At 62.3% G+C, this 19,366-nt stretch carries 17 protein-coding genes; 10 read left to right on the top strand and 7 right to left on the bottom strand.

All coding sequences use genetic code 11. The features are described from left to right. The first annotated feature begins 231 nt into the window (after nucleotides 1-231). Nucleotides 232-1,041, top strand: a complete 810-nt coding sequence (gene tcdA / locus M5B99_RS21080; protein WP_412548751.1) for a tRNA cyclic N6-threonylcarbamoyladenosine(37) synthase TcdA — start codon at nucleotides 232-234, stop codon at nucleotides 1,039-1,041. A 175-nt stretch (nucleotides 1,042-1,216) separates the two neighbouring features. Here the strand turns inward: tcdA and M5B99_RS21075 are convergent, their stop codons facing one another. From M5B99_RS21075 to M5B99_RS21060, 4 genes are all read right to left on the bottom strand, one after another. Continuing rightward, nucleotides 1,217-1,627, bottom strand: a complete 411-nt coding sequence (locus M5B99_RS21075; RefSeq protein ID WP_248805837.1) for a SufE family protein — start codon at nucleotides 1,625-1,627, stop codon at nucleotides 1,217-1,219. Continuing rightward, nucleotides 1,624-2,829 (bottom strand): aminotransferase class V-fold PLP-dependent enzyme, encoded by a 1,206-nt coding sequence (locus tag M5B99_RS21070; protein ID WP_248805836.1) that lies wholly within the window; start codon nucleotides 2,827-2,829, stop codon nucleotides 1,624-1,626. The genes M5B99_RS21075 and M5B99_RS21070 overlap by 4 nt, the downstream gene beginning before the upstream one ends. A 234-nt stretch (nucleotides 2,830-3,063) precedes the next feature. After that, nucleotides 3,064-4,098, bottom strand: coding sequence for a 2,3,4,5-tetrahydropyridine-2,6-dicarboxylate N-succinyltransferase (gene dapD / locus M5B99_RS21065; protein ID WP_248805835.1), 1,035 nt, complete (start codon nucleotides 4,096-4,098; stop codon nucleotides 3,064-3,066). A 45-nt stretch (nucleotides 4,099-4,143) separates the two neighbouring features. Then, a complete protein-coding gene (locus M5B99_RS21060; protein WP_248805834.1) occupies nucleotides 4,144-4,452 on the bottom strand; it encodes an arsenate reductase in 309 nt (102 codons plus the stop codon). A 268-nt stretch (nucleotides 4,453-4,720) separates the two neighbouring features. Between M5B99_RS21060 and M5B99_RS21055 the strand changes: the two genes are divergently transcribed. After that, nucleotides 4,721-6,382 (top strand): Na+/H+ antiporter, encoded by a 1,662-nt coding sequence (locus M5B99_RS21055; RefSeq protein WP_248805833.1) that lies wholly within the window; start codon nucleotides 4,721-4,723, stop codon nucleotides 6,380-6,382. A gap of 249 nt (nucleotides 6,383-6,631) precedes the next feature. Here M5B99_RS21055 and dapC read toward each other — a convergent pair whose 3' ends face one another. The 3 genes from dapC to map form a co-directional block, all read right to left on the bottom strand. After that, complete coding sequence (gene dapC / locus M5B99_RS21050; RefSeq protein ID WP_248805832.1) at nucleotides 6,632-7,831, bottom strand: succinyldiaminopimelate transaminase; 1,200 nt, start codon at nucleotides 7,829-7,831, stop codon at nucleotides 6,632-6,634. A 100-nt stretch (nucleotides 7,832-7,931) separates the two neighbouring features. Then, nucleotides 7,932-10,634, bottom strand: a complete 2,703-nt coding sequence (locus M5B99_RS21045; RefSeq protein WP_248805831.1) for a [protein-PII] uridylyltransferase — start codon at nucleotides 10,632-10,634, stop codon at nucleotides 7,932-7,934. Between the two features lie 57 nt (nucleotides 10,635-10,691). After that, on the bottom strand, nucleotides 10,692-11,474 hold the full coding sequence (gene map, locus M5B99_RS21040; protein ID WP_248805830.1) for a type I methionyl aminopeptidase: 783 nt from the start codon (nucleotides 11,472-11,474) through the stop codon (nucleotides 10,692-10,694). A gap of 394 nt (nucleotides 11,475-11,868) precedes the next feature. Between map and rpsB the strand changes: the two genes are divergently transcribed. From rpsB to rseP, 8 genes are all read left to right on the top strand, one after another. Beyond that, nucleotides 11,869-12,612, top strand: coding sequence for a 30S ribosomal protein S2 (gene rpsB, locus M5B99_RS21035; protein ID WP_248805829.1), 744 nt, complete (start codon nucleotides 11,869-11,871; stop codon nucleotides 12,610-12,612). Between the two features lie 187 nt (nucleotides 12,613-12,799). Continuing rightward, nucleotides 12,800-13,660 (top strand): translation elongation factor Ts, encoded by an 861-nt coding sequence (tsf, locus tag M5B99_RS21030; protein ID WP_248805828.1) that lies wholly within the window; start codon nucleotides 12,800-12,802, stop codon nucleotides 13,658-13,660. A gap of 205 nt (nucleotides 13,661-13,865) precedes the next feature. Beyond that, a complete protein-coding gene (gene pyrH, locus M5B99_RS21025) occupies nucleotides 13,866-14,609 on the top strand; it encodes a UMP kinase (RefSeq protein WP_003172271.1) in 744 nt (247 codons plus the stop codon). Further along, nucleotides 14,606-15,163 (top strand): ribosome recycling factor, encoded by a 558-nt coding sequence (gene frr, locus M5B99_RS21020; RefSeq protein WP_100938582.1) that lies wholly within the window; start codon nucleotides 14,606-14,608, stop codon nucleotides 15,161-15,163. Before pyrH ends, frr begins: the two co-directional genes overlap by 4 nt. A 16-nt stretch (nucleotides 15,164-15,179) precedes the next feature. After that, on the top strand, nucleotides 15,180-15,935 hold the full coding sequence (gene uppS / locus M5B99_RS21015; RefSeq protein WP_248805827.1) for a polyprenyl diphosphate synthase: 756 nt from the start codon (nucleotides 15,180-15,182) through the stop codon (nucleotides 15,933-15,935). After that, entirely contained in the window at nucleotides 15,935-16,741 is an 807-nt protein-coding gene (locus M5B99_RS21010) for a phosphatidate cytidylyltransferase (RefSeq protein WP_248805826.1), read from the top strand. The genes uppS and M5B99_RS21010 overlap by 1 nt, the downstream gene beginning before the upstream one ends. Next, the gene (ispC, locus tag M5B99_RS21005; RefSeq protein ID WP_248805825.1) at nucleotides 16,738-17,928 is read left to right on the top strand and encodes a 1-deoxy-D-xylulose-5-phosphate reductoisomerase; all 1,191 of its coding nucleotides are present in this window, start codon (nucleotides 16,738-16,740) and stop codon (nucleotides 17,926-17,928) included. Before M5B99_RS21010 ends, ispC begins: the two co-directional genes overlap by 4 nt. Nucleotides 17,929-17,979: 51 nt before the next feature. Then, entirely contained in the window at nucleotides 17,980-19,332 is a 1,353-nt protein-coding gene (gene rseP / locus M5B99_RS21000) for a sigma E protease regulator RseP (protein WP_248805824.1), read from the top strand. Nucleotides 19,333-19,366: the final 34 nt, after the last annotated feature.

Genomic DNA, 19,366 nt, shown 5'->3' with positions numbered 1-19,366 from the left:
GGAACAGAGCGGCGCGCATCCTACACTTGCTATCCGTCGACCGTACAGCACCGTGGAGTGCGCGCAGACATTGGGCAATGACGCGGGACTTAAGTTCTTTCCTGATTCGTTGTAGCTCTATTCTCGTCAAAGCGTTGTGATTTAACGCTCATGGACCGCCATTCATAGGCTAAAGCTGCCCTCGGCCGACGCCCGGCCCTATAATGCGCGCCGGTTTTTGGGGTAATGGTCATGAGTGCAGAAGATCCGCGGTTTGCCGGCGTTGCCCGGTTATATGGCATTGAAGGTCTGGCGCGGCTGAAGGCGGCCCATGTGGCGATCGTCGGCGTCGGCGGTGTCGGCTCCTGGGCGGCGGAAGCCATTGCCCGTTGCGGCGTCGGCGAGATCTCGCTGTTCGACCTGGACGATGTCTGCGTCAGTAACAGCAACCGTCAGTTGCATGCCCTGGACAGCACCGTGGGGCGGGCCAAGGTCGAGGTGATGGCCGAGCGCCTGAAGGGTATCAACCCGGACTGCCAGGTCCACGCGGTGACGGATTTCGTGACCCGCGAGACCATGGCTGAATACATCACCGCGGACATCGACTGCGTGATCGACTGCATCGACAGCGTCAATGCCAAGGCCGCGCTGATTGCCTGGTGCAAGCGGCGCAAGATCCAGATCATCACCACGGGCGGTGCCGGCGGGCAGATCGATCCGACGTTGATCCAGGTCTGTGACCTGAACCGTACCTTCAATGATCCCCTGGCCTCGAAAGTGCGTTCGACCTTGCGCCGTGACTACGGGTTTTCCCGTACGGTGACCCGGCATTACAGTGTGCCGTGTGTGTTTTCCACCGAGCAGCTGCGCTATCCGAAGCCCGATGGCAGCATCTGCCTGCAGAAGAGTTTTGTCGGTGATGGAGTGAAACTGGATTGTGCCGGTGGTTTCGGTGCTGTGATGATGGTCACGGCAACCTTCGGCATGGTGGCGGCGACCAAGGCGGTGGACAAGATCGTCGCCGGCATGCGCCGGCCGGCGGATCGGATCAAACCCGAGTAGCAGATGGCCTCCTTTGTGGCGAGTGGGCTTGTCGGAGCGCCGCACCGCCGCGCTCAGCTGTGCTGCAGTCGCAAAACCGGGCACCTCGGTGTACCTGATGCACCGGGCTCGCCGGTTTTAGGGCCGCTTCGCGGCCCAGTGCGGGCAAGCCCACTCGCCACACACATCCGTTCAATCATGCGCTGTGCGCCAGCTTCCGCATCCGCTGCAACACGGCATTCAGGCCGTTGCTGCGCGACGGCGACAATTGCCGGGACAGGCCCAACTGGTTGAACCAGTCCGGCAGGTCGACCTGCTGCAATTCGTCGGCGCTCAGGCCATTGACCCGCACCAGCAGCAACGCCACCAGCCCGCGTATCATTCGTGCGTCGCTGCTCGCGGCAAACTGCCATTGACCGTCTCGCAAGTGCCCGGTCAACCACACCTGGCTTTCGCAGCCATGCACGCGGTTGGCTTCGGTCTTGTCGACGTCGCTCAAGGGCGGCAAGCGCTCGCCCCATTGCATCAACAGGCGCGCCCGTTGTTCCCAGCCCACCAGGTGCTGGAAATTTTCCAGCACCAACTGCGCCTCGGCGGGCAGGCTCATCGCAACAATTCCAGGGCCTGATCCAGCGCCTCGAAAAAACGCTCCAGGTCCTCGGAGTCGTTGTACAAACCCAGCGATACGCGGATCGCGCCGGCCAGCCCGAGCTGTTTCATCAATGGCATCGCACAGTGATGGCCGGCGCGCACGGCGACTCCCTGTTCGGTCAGCAGGTGCGCCAGATCGGCATTGTGCACGCCGTCGACGATGAAACTGGCCAGTGCCAGTTGCGGTTCGCCCAGCAGGCGGATGCCCTTGCGTACTTGCAAGCCCTGCAGCAGATGGGCGTGCAGCGCCGTTTCGTGGGTCGAGATCGCGGCCTGGTCGAGGCCGGTCAGGTAGTCGAGGGTCGCGCCGAGGCCGATGACGCCGGCAATCGGTGGTGTTCCGGCTTCGAAGCCCAATGGGGCAGGGCGGAAGCTGGCCTGTTGATAGTCCGCGTCCAGCACCATCTCACCGCCGAACTGCCAATGGCGCAGTTGGCTCAGGGCTTCATGGCGGCCGTAGAGCACGCCGACGCCATCGGGACCGTAGAGCTTGTGACTGGAGAATACATAGAAATCGCAGCCCAGCGCCTGGACGTCGTGGCGCCCGTGGACTACACCCTGGGCACCGTCGACCACGGTCAGCGCGTTGAACGACCGGGCCAGCGCCAGCAAAGGCGACAACGGTTGCCAGGCGCCGAGTACATTGGACAATTGGCTGACCGCGAGCAGGCGGGTTCGCGGGCCGATCAACTGGTGGGCGGCTTCCAGGTCGATCAGGCCGCTGTCGCTGATCGGCAGAACCACCAGCCGCAGCCCCCGGCGCTGGGCCAGTTGCTGCCAGGGCAGCAGGTTGGCGTGATGCTCCAGGGCGCTGATGACCATTTCATCGCCGGGTTGGAAAAGCGGTTCGAGGCCGTAGGCCAGGAGATTCAGCGCCGAGGTGGCGCCGTGGGTGAAGACGATGTGTCCGCTATGGCCGACGTTGAGCCACTGGCCAGTCTTGCTCCGACTGTCCTCGAAGGCCTGGGTGGCGTGGGCACCGGGCAGGTGTTGGGCGCGGTGCACGTTGGCCGCACCGTTGCTGTAATAGTGCGCCAGGGCATCGATCAATGCCTGGGGCTTCTGGGTGGTGGCGGCGCTGTCCAGGTAGACCTGGTCTTGCCGTTGCAGGGCGGCGATGGCCGGGAAATCGGCGCGCCAGGGAGAAGGTATCAGCATGGTGTTCGGCCCTGGTGTTGGGAGCAGAGCTTGTCAGCGAGATTTGTAGCAGCCTTGAGGGCCTCTTCGCGGGCAAGCTCCGCTCCCACAAAAGATTTGTGCCGTGCACAAAAAACTGCGCTCAACGCCCTACTGTGGGAGTGGAGCTTGCCCGCGAAGACGGCCTTTCAGGCGCCATCGCCAGCAAGCTGGCTCTTACAAGGGGGCGTGCCGCAAGGCCTGCGGCAATCCTGCTCAGTTATGCGCGTGCAGGGCTTCGTTCAGCGCAATGGCCGACTTGTGACTCTTGCATTCCACGGCACCGGTTTCCGAGTTGCGACGGAACAGCAGGTCCGGCAGGCCGGCCAGGTCGCGGGCCTTGAGCACCTTGACCAACTGGTTGTTTTCGTCGAGCAGCGCCACCTTGGTGCCGGCGGTCACGTACAGGCCCGACTCCACAGTGTTGCGGTCGCCCAGGGGAATGCCGATACCGGCGTTGGCACCGATCAGGCAACCTTCGCCGACCTTGATGACGATATTGCCGCCACCGGACAGGGTGCCCATGGTCGAGCAACCGCCGCCCAGGTCCGAACCCTTGCCGACGAAGACACCCGCCGAAACTCGGCCTTCGATCATGCCCGGGCCTTCGGTACCGGCGTTGAAGTTGACGAAACCTTCGTGCATCACGGTGGTGCCTTCGCCGATATAGGCGCCCAGGCGAATCCGCGCGCTGTCAGCGATGCGCACGCCACTCGGCACCACGTAGTCGGTCATTTTCGGGAACTTGTCCACCGAGAACACTTCCAACCACTCGCCACGCAGGCGCGCTTCCAGTTGATGCGCGGCCAGCTCCGACAGATCGATGGCGCCCTGGCTGGTCCAGGCCACGTTCGGCAGCAGCGGGAACACGCCCGCCAGGCTCAGGCCGTGGGGCTTGACCAGGCGGTGGGAGAGCAGGTGCAGCTTGAGGTAGGCCTCGGGGGTGGAAGTCAGCTGCGCGTCTTGCGCCAACACGGTGGCGACCAACGGTTTGTGGCTTTCTGCCAGGCGGGTCAGCAGGGCGGCCTGGGCGGCGTCGATGGTTTTCAGGGCATCGGCCAGTTGCGAGGCCTGGGCAGTGCTGAAGGTGATCGCCTGGTTGCCGCCGGTGTAACCGAGGATCGGCGCGATCGCGGCGACCAGCTCGGCCGAAGGCTGAATCAGGGGTTGGGCGTAGAAAACTTCCAGCCAGGCACCTTGACGATTCTGGGTGCCAACGCCGAAGCCCAGGCTGAACAGAGTAGTGGACATGCAGTTACCTCTTGCAAAATGAGTGGGGGCCTTGAGCGCTCTGGCTCAGTTGAGGGCCGCCGCATAGCTATCTGGCTTGAAGCCAATCAGGGTTCGGTCACCGAGATCAAGCACCGGGCGCTTGATCATCGAGGGTTGTGCCAGCATCAGTTCAATCGCTTTCGCCTGGTCGAGATCGGCTTTACGTTCGTCGTCGAGTTTGCGAAAGGTGGTGCCGGCGCGGTTCAGCACCACTTGCCAGCCGTGCTCGTTGCACCACTGGGTCAGGTGTTCGCGGTCGATGCCGGCGGTCTTGTAGTCATGGAAAGCGTAAGGCACGGCCTGCTCGTCGAGCCAGGTACGGGCCTTTTTCATGGTGTCGCACGCCTTGATTCCGAAAAGGTGCAAGGTTTTGCTCGAAGCGGTCACAGCAATTGCCTCCCCTTTGGAGATGCGAGGGATGAAAGGTTGAAGATTATGCCATGACCGGGCCGCTTAGGCGCCTTAGTCGTGTGCGGTTACATCTTCTCCTGCCGAGTGCGACGTTGGTGCAGCGTCCGGGCGGCTGCTTAAGCGGCTAATATGGCACTTCGACGGCAGGTTGTTGCCGGGGATATGTTTTAAACGATTGGGAAAGCTTTTTATGCAGACTGCCTACACCGTCCTGATTCTGTTGATGCTGGTCGGCGTCTCGCGTCTGCTCTGGCGGGTGATCCCGCTGCCGCTGCCCTTGGTGCAGATTGCCGCGGGAGCGTTGTTGGCCTGGCCGACCCTGGGCCTGCACGTGGCGCTGGACCCGGAATTGTTTCTGTTCCTGTTTCTGCCGCCGCTGCTGTTTTCCGATGGCTGGCGCATGCCCAAGCGCGAGCTGTGGCGCCTGCGCGGGCCGATCCTGACCCTGGCCGTGGGGCTGGTGCTGTTCACGGTGGTGGGGGCCGGTTATTTCATCCACTGGCTGTTGCCGGCCATCCCCTTGCCGGTGGCGTTCGCCCTGGCTGCGGTGTTGTCGCCGACCGACGCCGTGGCGGTTTCCGCCATCTCTCAGAACCGCCTGCCGACGCCGCTGACGCACATGCTCCAGGGGGAGGCGCTGATGAATGACGCCTCGGGCCTGGTGACCTTCAAGTTTGCCCTGGCGGCGGCCGTGACCGGTGCCTTCTCCCTGGCCACTGCGAGCCTGACCTTTGTCCTGGTGGCGGTCGGTGGCTTGGCCGTCGGCGTGGTGCTGAGCTGGCTGGTGGGGCGCTTTCGGGTCTGGATGATTGCCCGTGGCTGGGACGATCCGGCGACCCATGTGGTGTTCATGTTGCTGTTGCCGTTCGCCGCCTATGTGTTGGCCGAGCGTCTCGGAGTGTCGGGAATCCTCTCGGCGGTGGCGGCGGGGATGATGCAGAGCTGGCTCGACCTGTTGCCGCGCCAGACCAGTACCCGGCTGCTCAATCGCAGTGTCTGGTCGTTGCTGGAGTTCGCCTTCAACGGGCTGATCTTCCTGCTGCTGGGCTTGCAATTGCCGGATATCGTCAAGGCGGTCGCCAGTCATGAGACTTCGTTGTGGCCGACCCTGGCCTATCGCTGCCTGGAGGTGCTGGCGATCTTTCTGGCGCTGGTGGCGTTGCGCTTTATCTGGGTGCACAGCATCTGGCGGTTGTCGGAGCTGCTGCGTGGCTGGCGTGGCAAAAGCCAACTGTCGGGGATGGCCAAGGGGCGTTCCTGCTGGTTGCTGACGGTGGGCGGGGTGCGCGGGGCCGTGACGCTCGCGGGTGTGATGTCGGTGCCATTGCTGATCGCCCCGGGGGTGGACTTTCCCGAGCGTGATTTGCTGTTTTTCATTGCCGCGGGAGTGATCCTGCTGTCGCTGGCGACGGCCAGCATTGCCTTGCCGTTGCTGCTGCGTGACTTGCCGAAGAGCCAGGATGACCAGCATCGCGGCGAAGTGCGTGAGGCCTGGAAGAAGACCGCCGAAGCGGCGATCCATGTACTGGAGGCCGAGGAACTGGGGGCTGCGCAGGACACAACCCAGGATGCGGTCCAGGATGCGACCCAGGCCGCGTTGGCAATCGAGTTGAAAGCGCAGTTGATGGCCGAATATCGGCATCAATTGGAGGTGTTCAACGACTCCGCCGAAGCCCAGGCGCTGGCGTTCCAGATGGACCAGTTGGATCGCCGCCTGCGCTTGAAGGCGCTACGGGCGCAGCGCCTGGAGCTGTACCGACTCAGTCGCCAGCACCAGATCGGCGACGATGTGTTGCGCGAGGTGCTGGCGGAGCTGGATCTGAGCGAGGCGAACCTGGGGGCGGTGAAATAGCCGGCGGGGGGGCAGGGTACTGAGGGGACGGACCAAACTCTGCTCCCGCAAGGACCGGATATTTGAAGTCGAACGCGCTCTTGTGGCGAGCGGGCTTGCCCGCGCTGGGGCGCGAAGCGGACCCAAATCAGCTATTTCATTGTGTCAGGCGGAACGCAAACTCAGGTTTTTGCGGCTGCTTCGCAGCCGAGCGCGGGCAAGCCCGCTCGCCACAAGGTTGCGTTTGGCTTGAGAGGGCTTTGACAGTGACTACTTGCGGCGCTGGATGAACGCGCGAATCCGCTCGGCGGCCTCGACACACTCGGCCAATGGTGCAACCAGGGCCATGCGCACGCGCCCGGCCCCCGGATTGACGCCGTCGACCTCGCGTGACAGGTAGGAGCCCGGCACCACGGTCACATGCTCCTCGGCAAACAGATCACGGCAGAACGCCGCATCGTCGCCCTGCACATTCGGCCACAGGTAGAAGCTGCCATCCGGGCGTTGTACATCCAGCACCGGCGCAAGGATCTCCAGCACCGCATCGAACTTCTCCCGATACAGCGCACGGTTGGCCCGTACATGCACTTCGTCGTTCCAGGCGGCCACGCTGGCCAGTTGGGTCTGCACCGGCATCGCGCAGCCGTGATACGTGCGATACAGCAGGAAGGCCTTGAGAATATCCGCGTCACCAGCAACGAAACCCGAGCGCAGCCCCGGCAGGTTGGAGCGCTTGGACAGACTGTGGAACACCACGCAACGCTTGAAGTCCTTGCGCCCCAGCTCGACGCAAGCGCTGAGCAAGCCCGGCGGCGGGGTCTGTTCGTCGAAGTACAGTTCGCTGTAGCACTCGTCGGCGGCGATCACGAAGTCGTGCTCGTCGGCCAGGGCGATCAGCTTTTTCAAGGTCTCCAGCGGAATCAGTGCCCCGGTCGGATTGCCCGGCGAGCACAGGAACAGAATCTGGCAGCGCTGCCAGATCTCGGCCGGAACGGCTTCGAAGTCCGGGTTGAAACCGTTCTCGTCCAGGCACGGCAGGTAGTGCGGCTTGGCCCCGGCGAGAAAGGCCGCGCCTTCGTAGATCTGATAGAACGGGTTGGGGCTGACCACCAGCGCGTCGTCGCCACGGTTGACCACGGTCTGGGTGAAGGCGAACAACGCCTCGCGGGTGCCGTTGACCGGCAGCACATTGCGCGCCGGGTCGATCCAGCCGCTCGGCACGCCGAAACGCCGCTCGCACCAGGCCGCGATGGCTTCGCGCAGGGCCGGCACGCCGAGGGTGGTCGGGTACACGGCCATCTGTTCCAGGTTGGCGGTCAGGGCCTCGGCGACAAACGCCGGCGAGCGGTGTTTCGGTTCGCCGATGGACAGGGCGATCGGCCGCTTGTCCGCGTTCGGTGTCACGCTGCCGAGCAGGGCACGGAGTTTCTCGAACGGGTAGGGCTGCAACTGGTTCAGGGCGTTGTTCATGGACAGTCTCGTTCAATTCAGTTGTAGGCATGCGGTCTGCCGGGCGCAGCAGATCAAGTGTGGGGGCGGCCGCTCGACGCTCCCACAGCGAAGCATTTATTCAGATACTCAGGCGCATCGTTTCAAGAGGGGGTTCGGCGTTGACGCTCAGCTGTTCGACGATGGCGTCCTGCAATCGGCTGCACAGCTGCGGGTCGGACAGCGGTTGGTTGTCGGCATCGGTAATGAAGAATACGTCTTCCACCCGTTCGCCGAGGGTGGCGATCTTGGCGTTCTGCAGCGACAGGTCGAACTCCAGGAAGATCTTGCCGATCCGCGCCAGCAGCCCGGGACGGTCCGGCGCGCTCAGCTCCAGCACTGTGACCGGGCGCTGGGCGTCGTTATGGATGGTGACCTGCGGGGCGAAGGCGAAGTGCTTGAGCTGGCGCGGTACCCGGCGTTGGATGATGGTCGGGTAGTCGTCCGGGTTGCGCAGGGCTTCGGTCAGGCCCTCGCGGATCTGCTTGATGCGCTTCGGATTGTCGCCGATGGAGCCGCCATCGTTGTCCAGCACAATGTAGGTGTCGAGGGTGAACTGGCTGCTGGAGGTGATGACCCGGGCGTCGTGGATGTTCAGGTTGAGCTGGTCCATCGCGGCCACGGTCACGGCGAAGAAGTCGTGCTGGTCCGGGGCGTAGATGAAGATCTGCGTGCCACCTTCGAATTCGCGCTGGGTGGTTTCCTTGATCAGCACCAGCGGGCCACCATCGGCCGGCTGCTGCAGGATCGCGTCACTGTGCCAGGCCACGTCGCCGGCGGTGTGCCGCAGGAAGTAGTCATCGCCCAGTTGCGACCAGAGCTGCTCGACATCGTCCGGGTCGGTGCCGGCGCGCACCAGGATATCCAGGGCGGCGCTCTGGGTCTGGCGAATCTGCTCTTCGCGGTCCACCGGGTTTTCCAGGCCGCGGCGCAGGGCGCGCTTGGTCTCGGTGTAGAGCTGGCGCAACAGGCTGGCGCGCCAGGAGTTCCACAGGCTCGGGTTGGTCGCGTTGATGTCGGCGACGGTCAGCACGTACAGGTAGTCCAGGCGAACCTGGTCGCCGACGGTCTGGGCGAAGTCATGGATGACCTGCGGGTCGGAGAGGTCCTTGCGCTGGGCGGTGGTGGACATCATCAGGTGGTTCTGTACCAGCCAGACGATCAGGCGGCTGTCCCACTGCGGCAACTGGTGACGCGCGCAGAAGGCCGCGGCATCCACCGCGCCGAGTTCCGAATGGTCGCCGTGGCGGCCCTTGCCGATGTCATGGTAAAGCCCGGCCATGTAGATCAGTTCGGGCTTGGGCAGCTTGGCCATGAGCTTGGCGGCCAGCGGGAATTTCTCCGAGACCTGGGTGTACTGCAGTTTGCGCAGGTGCTTGATCAGGTTCAGGGTGTGGGCGTCGACCGTATAGATATGGAACAGGTCGTGCTGCATCTGCCCGACGATATCGCCGAACTCCGGCAGATAGCGCCCGAGAATGCCGTAGCGGTTCATCCGGCGCAGGTTGCGATGGATGCCGATCTTGCACTTGAACAGCTCGATGAACAGGCTGGTGTTACGGATATCGTGGCGGAAGTCGTCGTCGATCAGGTGCCGGTGTTCCCGCAGCAGGCGGATGGTGTCGGCGCGCACGCCCTTGATTTCCGGTTGCTGGGCCATCAGCACGAAGATTTCCAGCATGGCGAACGGGGTACGCCGGAAGACGTTGGGATTGCACGCCTCGATGTAACCGTCGTGTAGCTGGAAGCGCGAGTTCAACGGTTGCGGCGGCGCTTCGTCTTCCGGGGCGAGGATGATTTCCTCGAAATGCTGGATGATCAGGTCGCTGAGCTGGGCAATGCTCATGACCACCCGGTAGTACTGCTGCATGAAGTTTTCGATGGCCTGTTTCGCATCGTCGCCCTTGAAACCCAGCAGCCCGGCGATGCTGCGCTGGTGGTCGAAGAGCAGGCGGTCTTCGGCGCGGCCGGCGAGCATGTGCAGGGCGTAGCGGACTTTCCAGAGGAACTCCTGGGACGAGGCCAGCAGGGCGTTTTCGCTCTCCACCAGAAAGCCTTCGCCGGCCAGGGCTCGCAGGTTCAGGGTGCCGTACTGGCGACGGGCGACCCAGAGGATCGTCTGGATGTCCCGCAGTCCGCCGGGCGAGCCCTTGACGTTGGGCTCCAGGTTGTATTCGGTATCGTTGTACTTGTGGTGGCGGGCCTTCTGCTCGGCGCGCTTGGCCAGGAAAAACTCCTTGCTTGGCCACATGTGCGCCGTGCTGGTGACGTCGAGCATGCGCTGGCGCAGGTGCTCGGGGCCGGCGACGGTGCGACTTTCCATCAGGTTGGTGATGACGGTGAGGTCGGCCCGGGCTTCTTCGGCGCACTCATCGACCGAGCGCACGCTCTGGCCGACTTCCAGGCCGATGTCCCAGAGCAGGGTGAGGAAACGCTCGATGGAGTCGCGAAAGATCTCGTGGTCGGCGCTGTCGAGCAGGATCAGCAGGTCGATGTCCGAGTAGGGGTGCAGTTCGCCGCGACCGTAGCCGCCGACCGCCACCAGGGCGATATCGGCGTCTTCGCTCCAGCTGAACTGGTCCCAGGCCTGTTGCAGGATGTTATCGACGAACCAGGCGCGGTCTTCGATCAGCCGGCGGATATCGCGCCCGACCCGAAAGCGCTCGTCAAGCACCTCGCGAGCCTGGCGGATGGCTTTCTTGAAAGCGGCGATGGGACTGGCTTTCAGGGCCAGTTCCGCCTGGAACTGGCCGCGGTCGAAGAGTTCGGGGTCCACCTGCGGCATCGATTGGCTTTCCTTGGGTTCTATAGGCGTTCTGTATAAGGCGGCAGGTGCAACCGATCAGGCCGAGATGCGCGGGATGGTCTCATCGCTGCGCAGGGTGAAGATCTCGTAGCCGGTGTCGGTGACCAGCAGGGTGTGCTCCCACTGCGCCGACAGCTTGCGGTCCTTGGTGATTGCGGTCCAGCCGTCGCCCAGCACCTTGGTGTCGGCCTTGCCCTGGTTGATCATCGGTTCGATGGTGAAGGTCATGCCGGCCTTGAGTTCCATGCCGGTGCCGGCGCGGCCGTAGTGCAGGATCTGCGGCTCTTCGTGGAACACCTTGCCGATGCCATGGCCACAGAACTCGCGCACCACCGAGAAGCCATTCTTTTCCGCGTGCTTCTGGATGATTTCACCGATGTCACCCAGGCGGCAGCCGGGCTTGACGATCTCGATGGCCTTGTACATGCATTCCTGGGTGATCTGCGACAGGCGCTCGGCCCAGACCGGCACGCTGCCGACGTGGAACATTTTGCTGGTGTCGCCGTGGTAGCCGTCCTTGATGACGGTCACGTCGATGTTCACTGTATCGCCATCCTTGAGCGGCTTGTCGCCGGGAATGCCGTGGCAGACCACGTGGTTGACCGAGGTGCAGATCGACTTCGGGAAACCCTTGTAGTTGAGTGGGGCGGGAATGGCCTGCTGCACGTTGACGATATAGTCGTGGCAGATACGGTCCAGTTCCTCGGTGGTGACACCGGGCTTGACGTGTTCACCGATCATTTCCAGTACATCGGCAGCCAGGCGGCCAGCGACACGCATTTTTGCGATGTCCTCGGGGGTTTTGAGGGTGACGGTCATACAGGCTCTCTTTTACGCGCCGGGCGCGAACAAACACGGAATGGGGTGAAACGGCGGGGCCGTGATGGCTGGCCCGGGGTTTCAGTACCCTTAAAAGTGCGATTCTACCAGACGGACGGGGTAAACCATGAACGTCCGGCCATCGCTTCTCTCTATAATCTGGGGCCATTCTCGCCTGAATCCAGGGTGCGCGCAAAAGCCCGGGGTGGGAAATGCGAATGCGGGTTTCGTTTTGGTCGTCGCTGTGGTATAAAATGCGCCGCTTTCCGGGGATAGCCCCGCGAAGCTTAAATCCACACACGTGTCGACACGATGACCTGGGTGCCTTCAGCTGATGCTGCTGGTTGGTCATTGGGATACGTGGAGGCCAAACCCGACTTATCAAGGAACTATCATGTCCCAAGTCAACATGCGCGATATGCTGAAGGCCGGTGTGCACTTCGGTCACCAGACCCGTTACTGGAACCCGAAAATGGGCAAGTACATTTTCGGCGCGCGTAACAAGATCCACATCATCAACCTTGAAAAAACCCTGCCAATGTTCAACGAAGCGCTGACTTTCGTAGAACGTCTGGCCCAGGGCAAAAACAAGATTCTGTTCGTCGGCACCAAGCGTTCCGCTGGCAAGATCGTTGCTGAAGAAGCTGCACGTTGCGGTTCGCCGTACGTCGATCACCGCTGGTTGGGCGGCATGCTGACCAACTTCAAGACCATCCGTGCTTCGATCAAGCGTCTGCGCGACCTGGAAATCCAGGCCGAAGACGGTACTTTCGCCAAGCTGACCAAGAAAGAGGCGCTGATGCGCACTCGCGACCTGGAAAAGCTCGATCGTTCCCTGGGTGGTATCAAGGACATGGGCGGTCTGCCTGACGCGCTGTTCGTGATCGACGTTGACCACGAGCGCATCGCGATCACCGAAGCCAACAAGCTGGGCATCCCGGTTATCGGCGTAGTCGATACCAACAGCAGCCCGGAAGGCGTTGACTACATCATCCCAGGCAACGATGACGCCATCCGCGCCATCCAGCTGTACATGGGTTCGATGGCTGACGCTGTGATCCGTGGTCGCAACAACGTCAACGGTGGCACCGTCGAGTTCGCCGCTGCTGAAGAAGCTCCGGTCGCCGCAGCTGAGTAACACGCCCTGGCGTTGACTCAGTAAGCAAAAAGGGGGCTTGGCCCCCTTTTTGCCACCTCGAAAACCGTTGGTCGCTGGTGCCGCTACAGCCTTTGTAATGTGTAGCCGCTACAACGGGATCGGGAAGAATTGAACGCCCGTTCGATCGGGTGGAATGGTTGATAACCTATCCAAGAGGAATTTTGAAATGGCAGAGATTACTGCAGCGTTGGTCAAAGAACTGCGCGAGCGTACCGGCGAAGGCATGATGGACTGCAAGAAGGCCTTGACCAAGGCGGACGGCGACATCGAAAAAGCCATTGATGACATGCGCGCTTCGGGCGCCATCAAGGCCGCCAAGAAAGCCGGCAACATTGCCGCTGAAGGCGCCATCGCAATCAAGGGCGACGGCAAGGCTGCCGTGATCCTGGAAGTGAACTCGCAGACCGACTTCCTGGCTCTGCAAGACGACTTCAAGGCCTTCGTCGCTGCCAGCGTTGAAAAAGCCTTCGCTGACAAACTGACCGACGCGGCTCCGCTGATCGCTGCTCAGGAATCGGCACGCGAAGCACTGGTTGCCAAAGTTGGCGAAAACGTCAACATCCGTCGCCTGGCTCGTATCGAAGGCGATGTGGTCGGCGCTTACCTGCACGGCAACAAGATCGGTGTGGTTGTGGCCCTCAAAGGCGGCAACGAAGATCTGGCCAAAGACGTTGCCATGCACGTTGCGGCAACCAACCCTGAGTTCCTGCTGCCATCGCAGGTCTCCGCTGAAGCCATTGAACGCGAAAAAGGCGTTTTCATGACCCTCAACGAAGACAAGATCAAAGGCAAGCCCGCTGAAATCGTTGAAAAAATGGTCGGCGGCCGTATCAGCAAGTTCCTGGCCGAAGCCAGCCTGGTTGAGCAAGCTTTCGTCAAGAACCCGGAAGTCACCGTCGGTGCCCTGGTCAAGAAAGCCGGCGCTGAAATCGTTTCCTTCACTTACTTCAAAGTAGGTGATGGCATCGAGAAGCCAGTGGACAACTTCGCTGAAGAAGTTGCTGCTCAGCTGGCTGCCAACAAGTAAAAGACGGTTTTCAACTGTCGACCCAAGAGGCTGCCCGCTTACGCGCGCAGCCTCTTTTCAAATGGGAGGAGAGGTTTCTCTTTTTCCATTCGGAACCGTTTTACAGAGATGTGTTCTGATGGCGCTGTCGCAGCGCCAAGCTAGAGTAAGCGCAGGCTGCAAACAGCTCGCAAGTTTTTTTTAAACGCCGCAGGAGAGATTCGCAATGGCTCAGCAGGGCAGTGGCTATCAAGCTCGCTATAAACGCATTCTACTCAAACTTAGCGGCGAGGCCCTGATGGGCTCGGAAGAGTTCGGGATCGACCCGAAGGTTCTGGATCGCATGGCGCTGGAAGTCGGCCAGTTGGTTGGTATCGGCGTTCAGGTAGGCCTGGTGATCGGTGGAGGCAACCTGTTCCGCGGCGCCGCCTTGAGTGCCGCCGGGATGGATCGTGTCACGGGCGACCACATGGGCATGCTGGCCACGGTGATGAACGCGCTGGCGATGCGCGACGCGCTGGAACGTGCGAATATCTCGGCCATCGTAATGTCGGCTATTTCCATGGTCGGCGTGACCGATCACTATGATCGCCGCAAGGCCATGCGTCACCTCAACGCCAAGGAAGTGGTGATCTTCGCGGCCGGTACTGGCAATCCGTTTTTCACCACGGATTCGGCTGCCTGCTTGCGTGCGATCGAAATCGACGCCGATGTGGTGCTCAAGGCGACCAAGGTCGATGGCGTTTATACCGCGGACCCATTCAAAGACCCGCATGCCGAGAAGTTCGATCATCTGACCTACGATGAAGTACTGGATCGCAAGCTGGGTGTCATGGACCTCACCGCTATCTGCCTGTGCCGCGATCACAAGATGCCGCTGCGCGTATTTAACATGAACAAGCCCGGCGCCCTGCTGAACATCGTGCATGGCGGCGCTGAAGGAACCCTGATCGAGGAAGGCCAACAATGATCAACGAAATCAAGAAAGACGCCCAAGAGCGCATGAAGAAGTCCCTGGAATCCCTGGCCCATGCATTTGGCCGGATTCGTACCGGGCAGGCCCACCCAAGCATTCTGGAAGGCGTCATGGTGCCTTATTACGGCACTGACACCCCGATCAAGCAGGTCGCCAACATCACCGTCAAGGACGCGCGCACCCTGCAGGTCGTGGCCTTCGAGCGCAACATGCTCGGTGCCGTGGACAAGGCGATCGGCAGTGCCGGCCTGAACCTCAATCCGACCAACCTGGGCGAGCTGCTGCTGATCTCAATGCCGGCGCTGACCGAAGAAACCCGGCGTGGTTTCACCAAGCAGGCTCGCGAAGAAGCGGAAAACGCTCGTATTGCCGTGCGTAACATTCGTCGCGATGTGCTGGGTGACCTGAAGGACCTGGTCAAGGAAAAAGAGATCAGTGAAGACGAAGAGCGCCGTGCGGCTGACGATATCCAGAAGCTGACCGACAAGTTCGTGGCGGAAATCGAAGTGGCCGTGAAGCAAAAAGAAGCGGACCTGATGGCCGTTTAAGGGTCAGGACGCTTTCATGGAAAAGACCAAGCAGGTTGTACCGTCCTCGGTGCCGCGCCATGTTGCAATCATCATGGACGGCAATAACCGCTGGGCGAAGAAACGCTTTTTGCCCGGTGTTGCCGGGCACAAGGCTGGCGTCGACGCGGTGCGTGCCGTCATTGAAGTGTGTGCCGAGGCCGGGGTCGAGGTATTGACCCTGTTCGCGTTCTCGAGCGAGAACTGGCAGCGTCCCGCCGACGAAGTCAGTGCCTTGATGGACCTGTTCTTCAAGGCGCTGCGCCGCGAGGCCAAGCGTCTCAACGAGAACAATATCAGCCTGCGGATCATTGGCGACCGCTCGCGCTTTCACCCCGAGCTGCAAGCAGCGATGCGCGAGGCGGAAGCGGCGACGGTCGGCAGTGATCGGTTCATTCTGCAGATCGCCGCCAACTACGGCGGGCAGTGGGATATCGCCCAGGCGGCCCAGCGGCTGGCCCGTGAAGTGCAGGCCGGGCATCTGCGTCCGGACGATATTACGCCGGAACTGCTGCAGACCTGTCTGGCCACCGGCGACCTGCCGTTGCCGGACCTGTGCATCCGTACCGGTGGCGAACATCGCATCAGCAATTTCCTGTTGTGGCAGTTGGCCTATGCCGAGCTGTATTTCTCCGACCTGTTCTGGCCGGACTTCAAACACGAAGCCATGCGTACCGCGCTGGCCGATTTTGCTTCCCGCCAGCGTCGTTTCGGTAAAACGAGCGAACAGGTCGAAGCAGGAGCCCGGGTTTAATGCTCAAGCAACGCATCATCACGGCACTCATTCTCCTGCCCATCGCCTTGTGCGGGTTCTTCCTGCTCGAAGGCGCCGGCTTTGCGCTGTTCATCGGCCTGGTCGTCACCCTGGGCGCCTGGGAATGGGCGCGCCTGGCGGGGTTTGAGGCGCAGCCGGCCCGCGTGGTCTACGCGGCGCTGGTCGCGGTGCTGCTGTTCTTCATGTACATCCTGCCCAACCTGGCCCCCTGGGTGCTGGGGGCGGCGGTGTTGTGGTGGGGCCTGGCGGCGTTCCTGGTGCTGACCTACCCGCGCACCAGCGCGCACTGGTCGACCACCGCCAGCAAGCTGGTGATCGGTTTCCTGATCCTGCTGCCGGCCTGGCAAGGCTTGATTCTGATCAAGCAGGAGCCGTTGGGCAACTGGTTGATCATGGCGGTGATGGTTCTGGTCTGGGGCGCTGATATCGGTGCCTACTTTTCCGGCAAGGCGTTCGGCAAGCGCAAGTTGGCACCGGCGGTCAGTCCGGGCAAGAGCTGGGAAGGCGTCTACGGTGGCCTGGCGTTGAGCCTGGTAATCACTGCGGTGGTCGGGGTCGTGCGCGGCTGGGGCGTCGGGCAGATGATTGCCAGCCTGCTGGGTGCGGCGCTGGTCGTGGTGATCTCGGTGGTCGGCGACTTGACCGAAAGCATGTTCAAGCGCCAATCGGGGGTCAAGGACAGCAGCAGCCTGTTGCCTGGACATGGCGGTATCCTCGATCGCATCGATAGCCTGACGGCGGCCATTCCGACCTTCGCCGTCCTCCTGTGGATCGCTGCATCGTGAGCCGCCCACAGCAAATTACCGTGCTCGGCGCCACCGGCTCCATCGGCCTGAGCACCCTGGATGTCATCGCTCGCCACCCGCAACGCTACCAGGCCTTTGCCTTGAGCGGCTTCAGCCGGCTGGCGCAGCTGTTTGCCCTGTGCGTGCGGCATCGCCCGCGCTACGCGGTGGTGCCGGAGGCGTCTGCGGGGCATGGTTTGCAGGCGCAGTTGCGCGATGCGGGCCTGGCGACCGAAGTGCTGGTGGGGGAGGCGGGGCTGTGCCGGATCGCCGCCGATCCCGAGGTCGATGCGGTGATGGCGGCGATCGTCGGCGCGGCCGGCCTGCGCCCAACCTTGGCGGCGGTCGAAGCCGGCAAGAAGATCCTGCTGGCTAACAAGGAGGCGCTGGTGATGACCGGCGCACTCTTTATGCAGGCGGTGCGCAAGAGCGGTTCGGTGCTGCTGCCGATCGACAGCGAACACAATGCGATTTTCCAGTGCCTGCCCCAGGATCACGCCCGGGGCCTGGCCGCCGTCGGTGTGCGACGTATCCTGCTGACCGCCTCGGGTGGTCCGTTCCGGCAAACGCCGCTGGCCGAACTGGTCGATGTCACCCCCGAGCAGGCGTGCGCCCATCCCACCTGGTCGATGGGGCGCAAGATCTCGGTCGACTCGGCGAGTATGATGAACAAGGGGCTGGAGCTGATCGAGGCATGCTGGTTGTTCGACGCCAAACCGTCCCAGGTCGAAGTGGTGATCCACCCGCAGAGTGTGATTCACTCCCTGGTCGATTACGTGGACGGTTCGGTTCTGGCCCAATTGGGTAACCCGGACATGCGCACGCCAATCGCCAATGCCCTGGCCTGGCCTGAGCGGATCGACTCCGGAGCGGCACCGCTGGACCTGTTTGCCGTGGCTCGCCTGGACTTCCAGGCCCCGGATGAACAGCGTTTTCCTTGTCTGCGCCTGGCCCGTGAATCTGCCGAGGCCGGGGGCAGCGCGCCGGCGATGTTGAATGCGGCGAATGAGGTGGCCGTGGCGGCATTTCTCGAACGGCGCATCCGCTACCTCGAGATCGCGAGTATCATCGAGGACGTTTTAAACCTGGAGCCGGTGGTCGCGGTCAATGAGCTCGATGCGGTATTCGCTGCAGACGCCAAGGCCCGGGCGCTGGCCGAGCAATGGCTGAGTCGCCACGGGCGATGAATCTGGCGTAGCCTTCGGGGCTGTCGGCACCTGGGATTGCGGAGAAAGTAAATGAGCGCGCTCTATATGATAGTCGGCACCCTGGTGGCCCTGGGTGTGCTGGTGACCTTCCACGAATTCGGCCACTTCTGGGTGGCCCGTCGTTGCGGCGTCAAGGTCCTGCGTTTTTCCGTGGGCTTCGGCATGCCGCTGCTGCGTTGGCATGATCGCCGGGGCACCGAGTTCGTGGTCGCCGCGATTCCGTTGGGCGGCTACGTGAAAATGCTCGACGAGCGCGAGGCGCAAGTTCCGCCGGAGCTGCTCGACCAGGCTTTCAACCGCAAGTCGGTGCGCCAGCGTATCGCGATCGTCGCCGCCGGCCCGATTGCCAACTTTCTCCTGGCCATCGTGTTTTTCTGGGGGCTGGCGATGCTGGGCAGCCAGCAGGTGCGCCCGGTCATCGGTACCGTGGAAAGCGGCAGCCTGGCCGAGAAGGCCGGGTTGAGCAGCGGTCAGGAAATCGTTGCCATCGACGGCGAGCCGACCACCGGCTGGGGGGCGGTCAATCTTCAGTTGGTGCGTCGCCTGGGGGAAAGTGGCACCCTGGAATTTCGCGTCCGTGAGTCCGGCTCGACGGCCGACTCGCCGCGCGAACTGGCGCTGGACCACTGGTTGCAAGGCACCGATGAGCCCGATCCGATCAAGTCCCTGGGGATTCGCCCGTGGCGTCCGGCGCTGGCGCCGGTGCTGGCCGAACTCGATCCGAAGGGGCCGGCCCAGGCCGCCGGCCTCAAGACCGGCGACCGCCTGTTGGCGGTGAATGACCAGCCGCTGAACGATTGGCAGCAGGTGGTGGATTGGGTCCGTGTACGTCCTGATACCAAAATTGTGCTGCACGTCGAGCGTGATGGTGCTCAAATCGATGTCCCGTTGACCCTGGCCAGCCGCGGCGAAGGCAAGAAGGCGAGCGGATATCTGGGGGCTGGCGTCAAGGCTGTGGACTGGCCGCCGGAGATGGTACGAGAGGTCAGTTACGGCCCTCTGGCGGCGATTGGCGAAGGCGCTCGACGCACTTGGACCATGAGTGTCCTGACCCTGGACTCGCTGAAGAAAATGTTGTTCGGCGAGCTCTCGGTAAAAAACTTGAGTGGACCGATAACCATTGCTAAAGTGGCGGGCGCTTCGGCCCAGTCGGGCGTCGCTGATTTCCTGAATTTCCTGGCTTATCTGAGTATCAGCCTAGGGGTTCTGAATTTGTTGCCCATCCCGGTACTGGATGGGGGGCATTTGCTGTTTTATCTGATCGAGTGGGCGCGTGGTCGTCCCTTGTCGGATCGGGTGCAAGGTTGGGGGATTCAGATCGGTATCAGTTTGGTGGTTGGGGTGATGTTGCTTGCCCTGGTCAACGATCTGGGTCGACTGTAACGCTTCGCGAAAATTGCGAATCTGCCGCATTGTG

Origin of the sequence: Pseudomonas sp. MWU13-2100, from assembly GCF_023242365.1 — a bacterium.
Taxonomy (GTDB): domain Bacteria; phylum Pseudomonadota; class Gammaproteobacteria; order Pseudomonadales; family Pseudomonadaceae; genus Aquipseudomonas.
The sequence above is the reverse complement of the archived record's forward strand: the minus strand, read 5'-3'. Positions and strand labels throughout refer to the sequence as shown.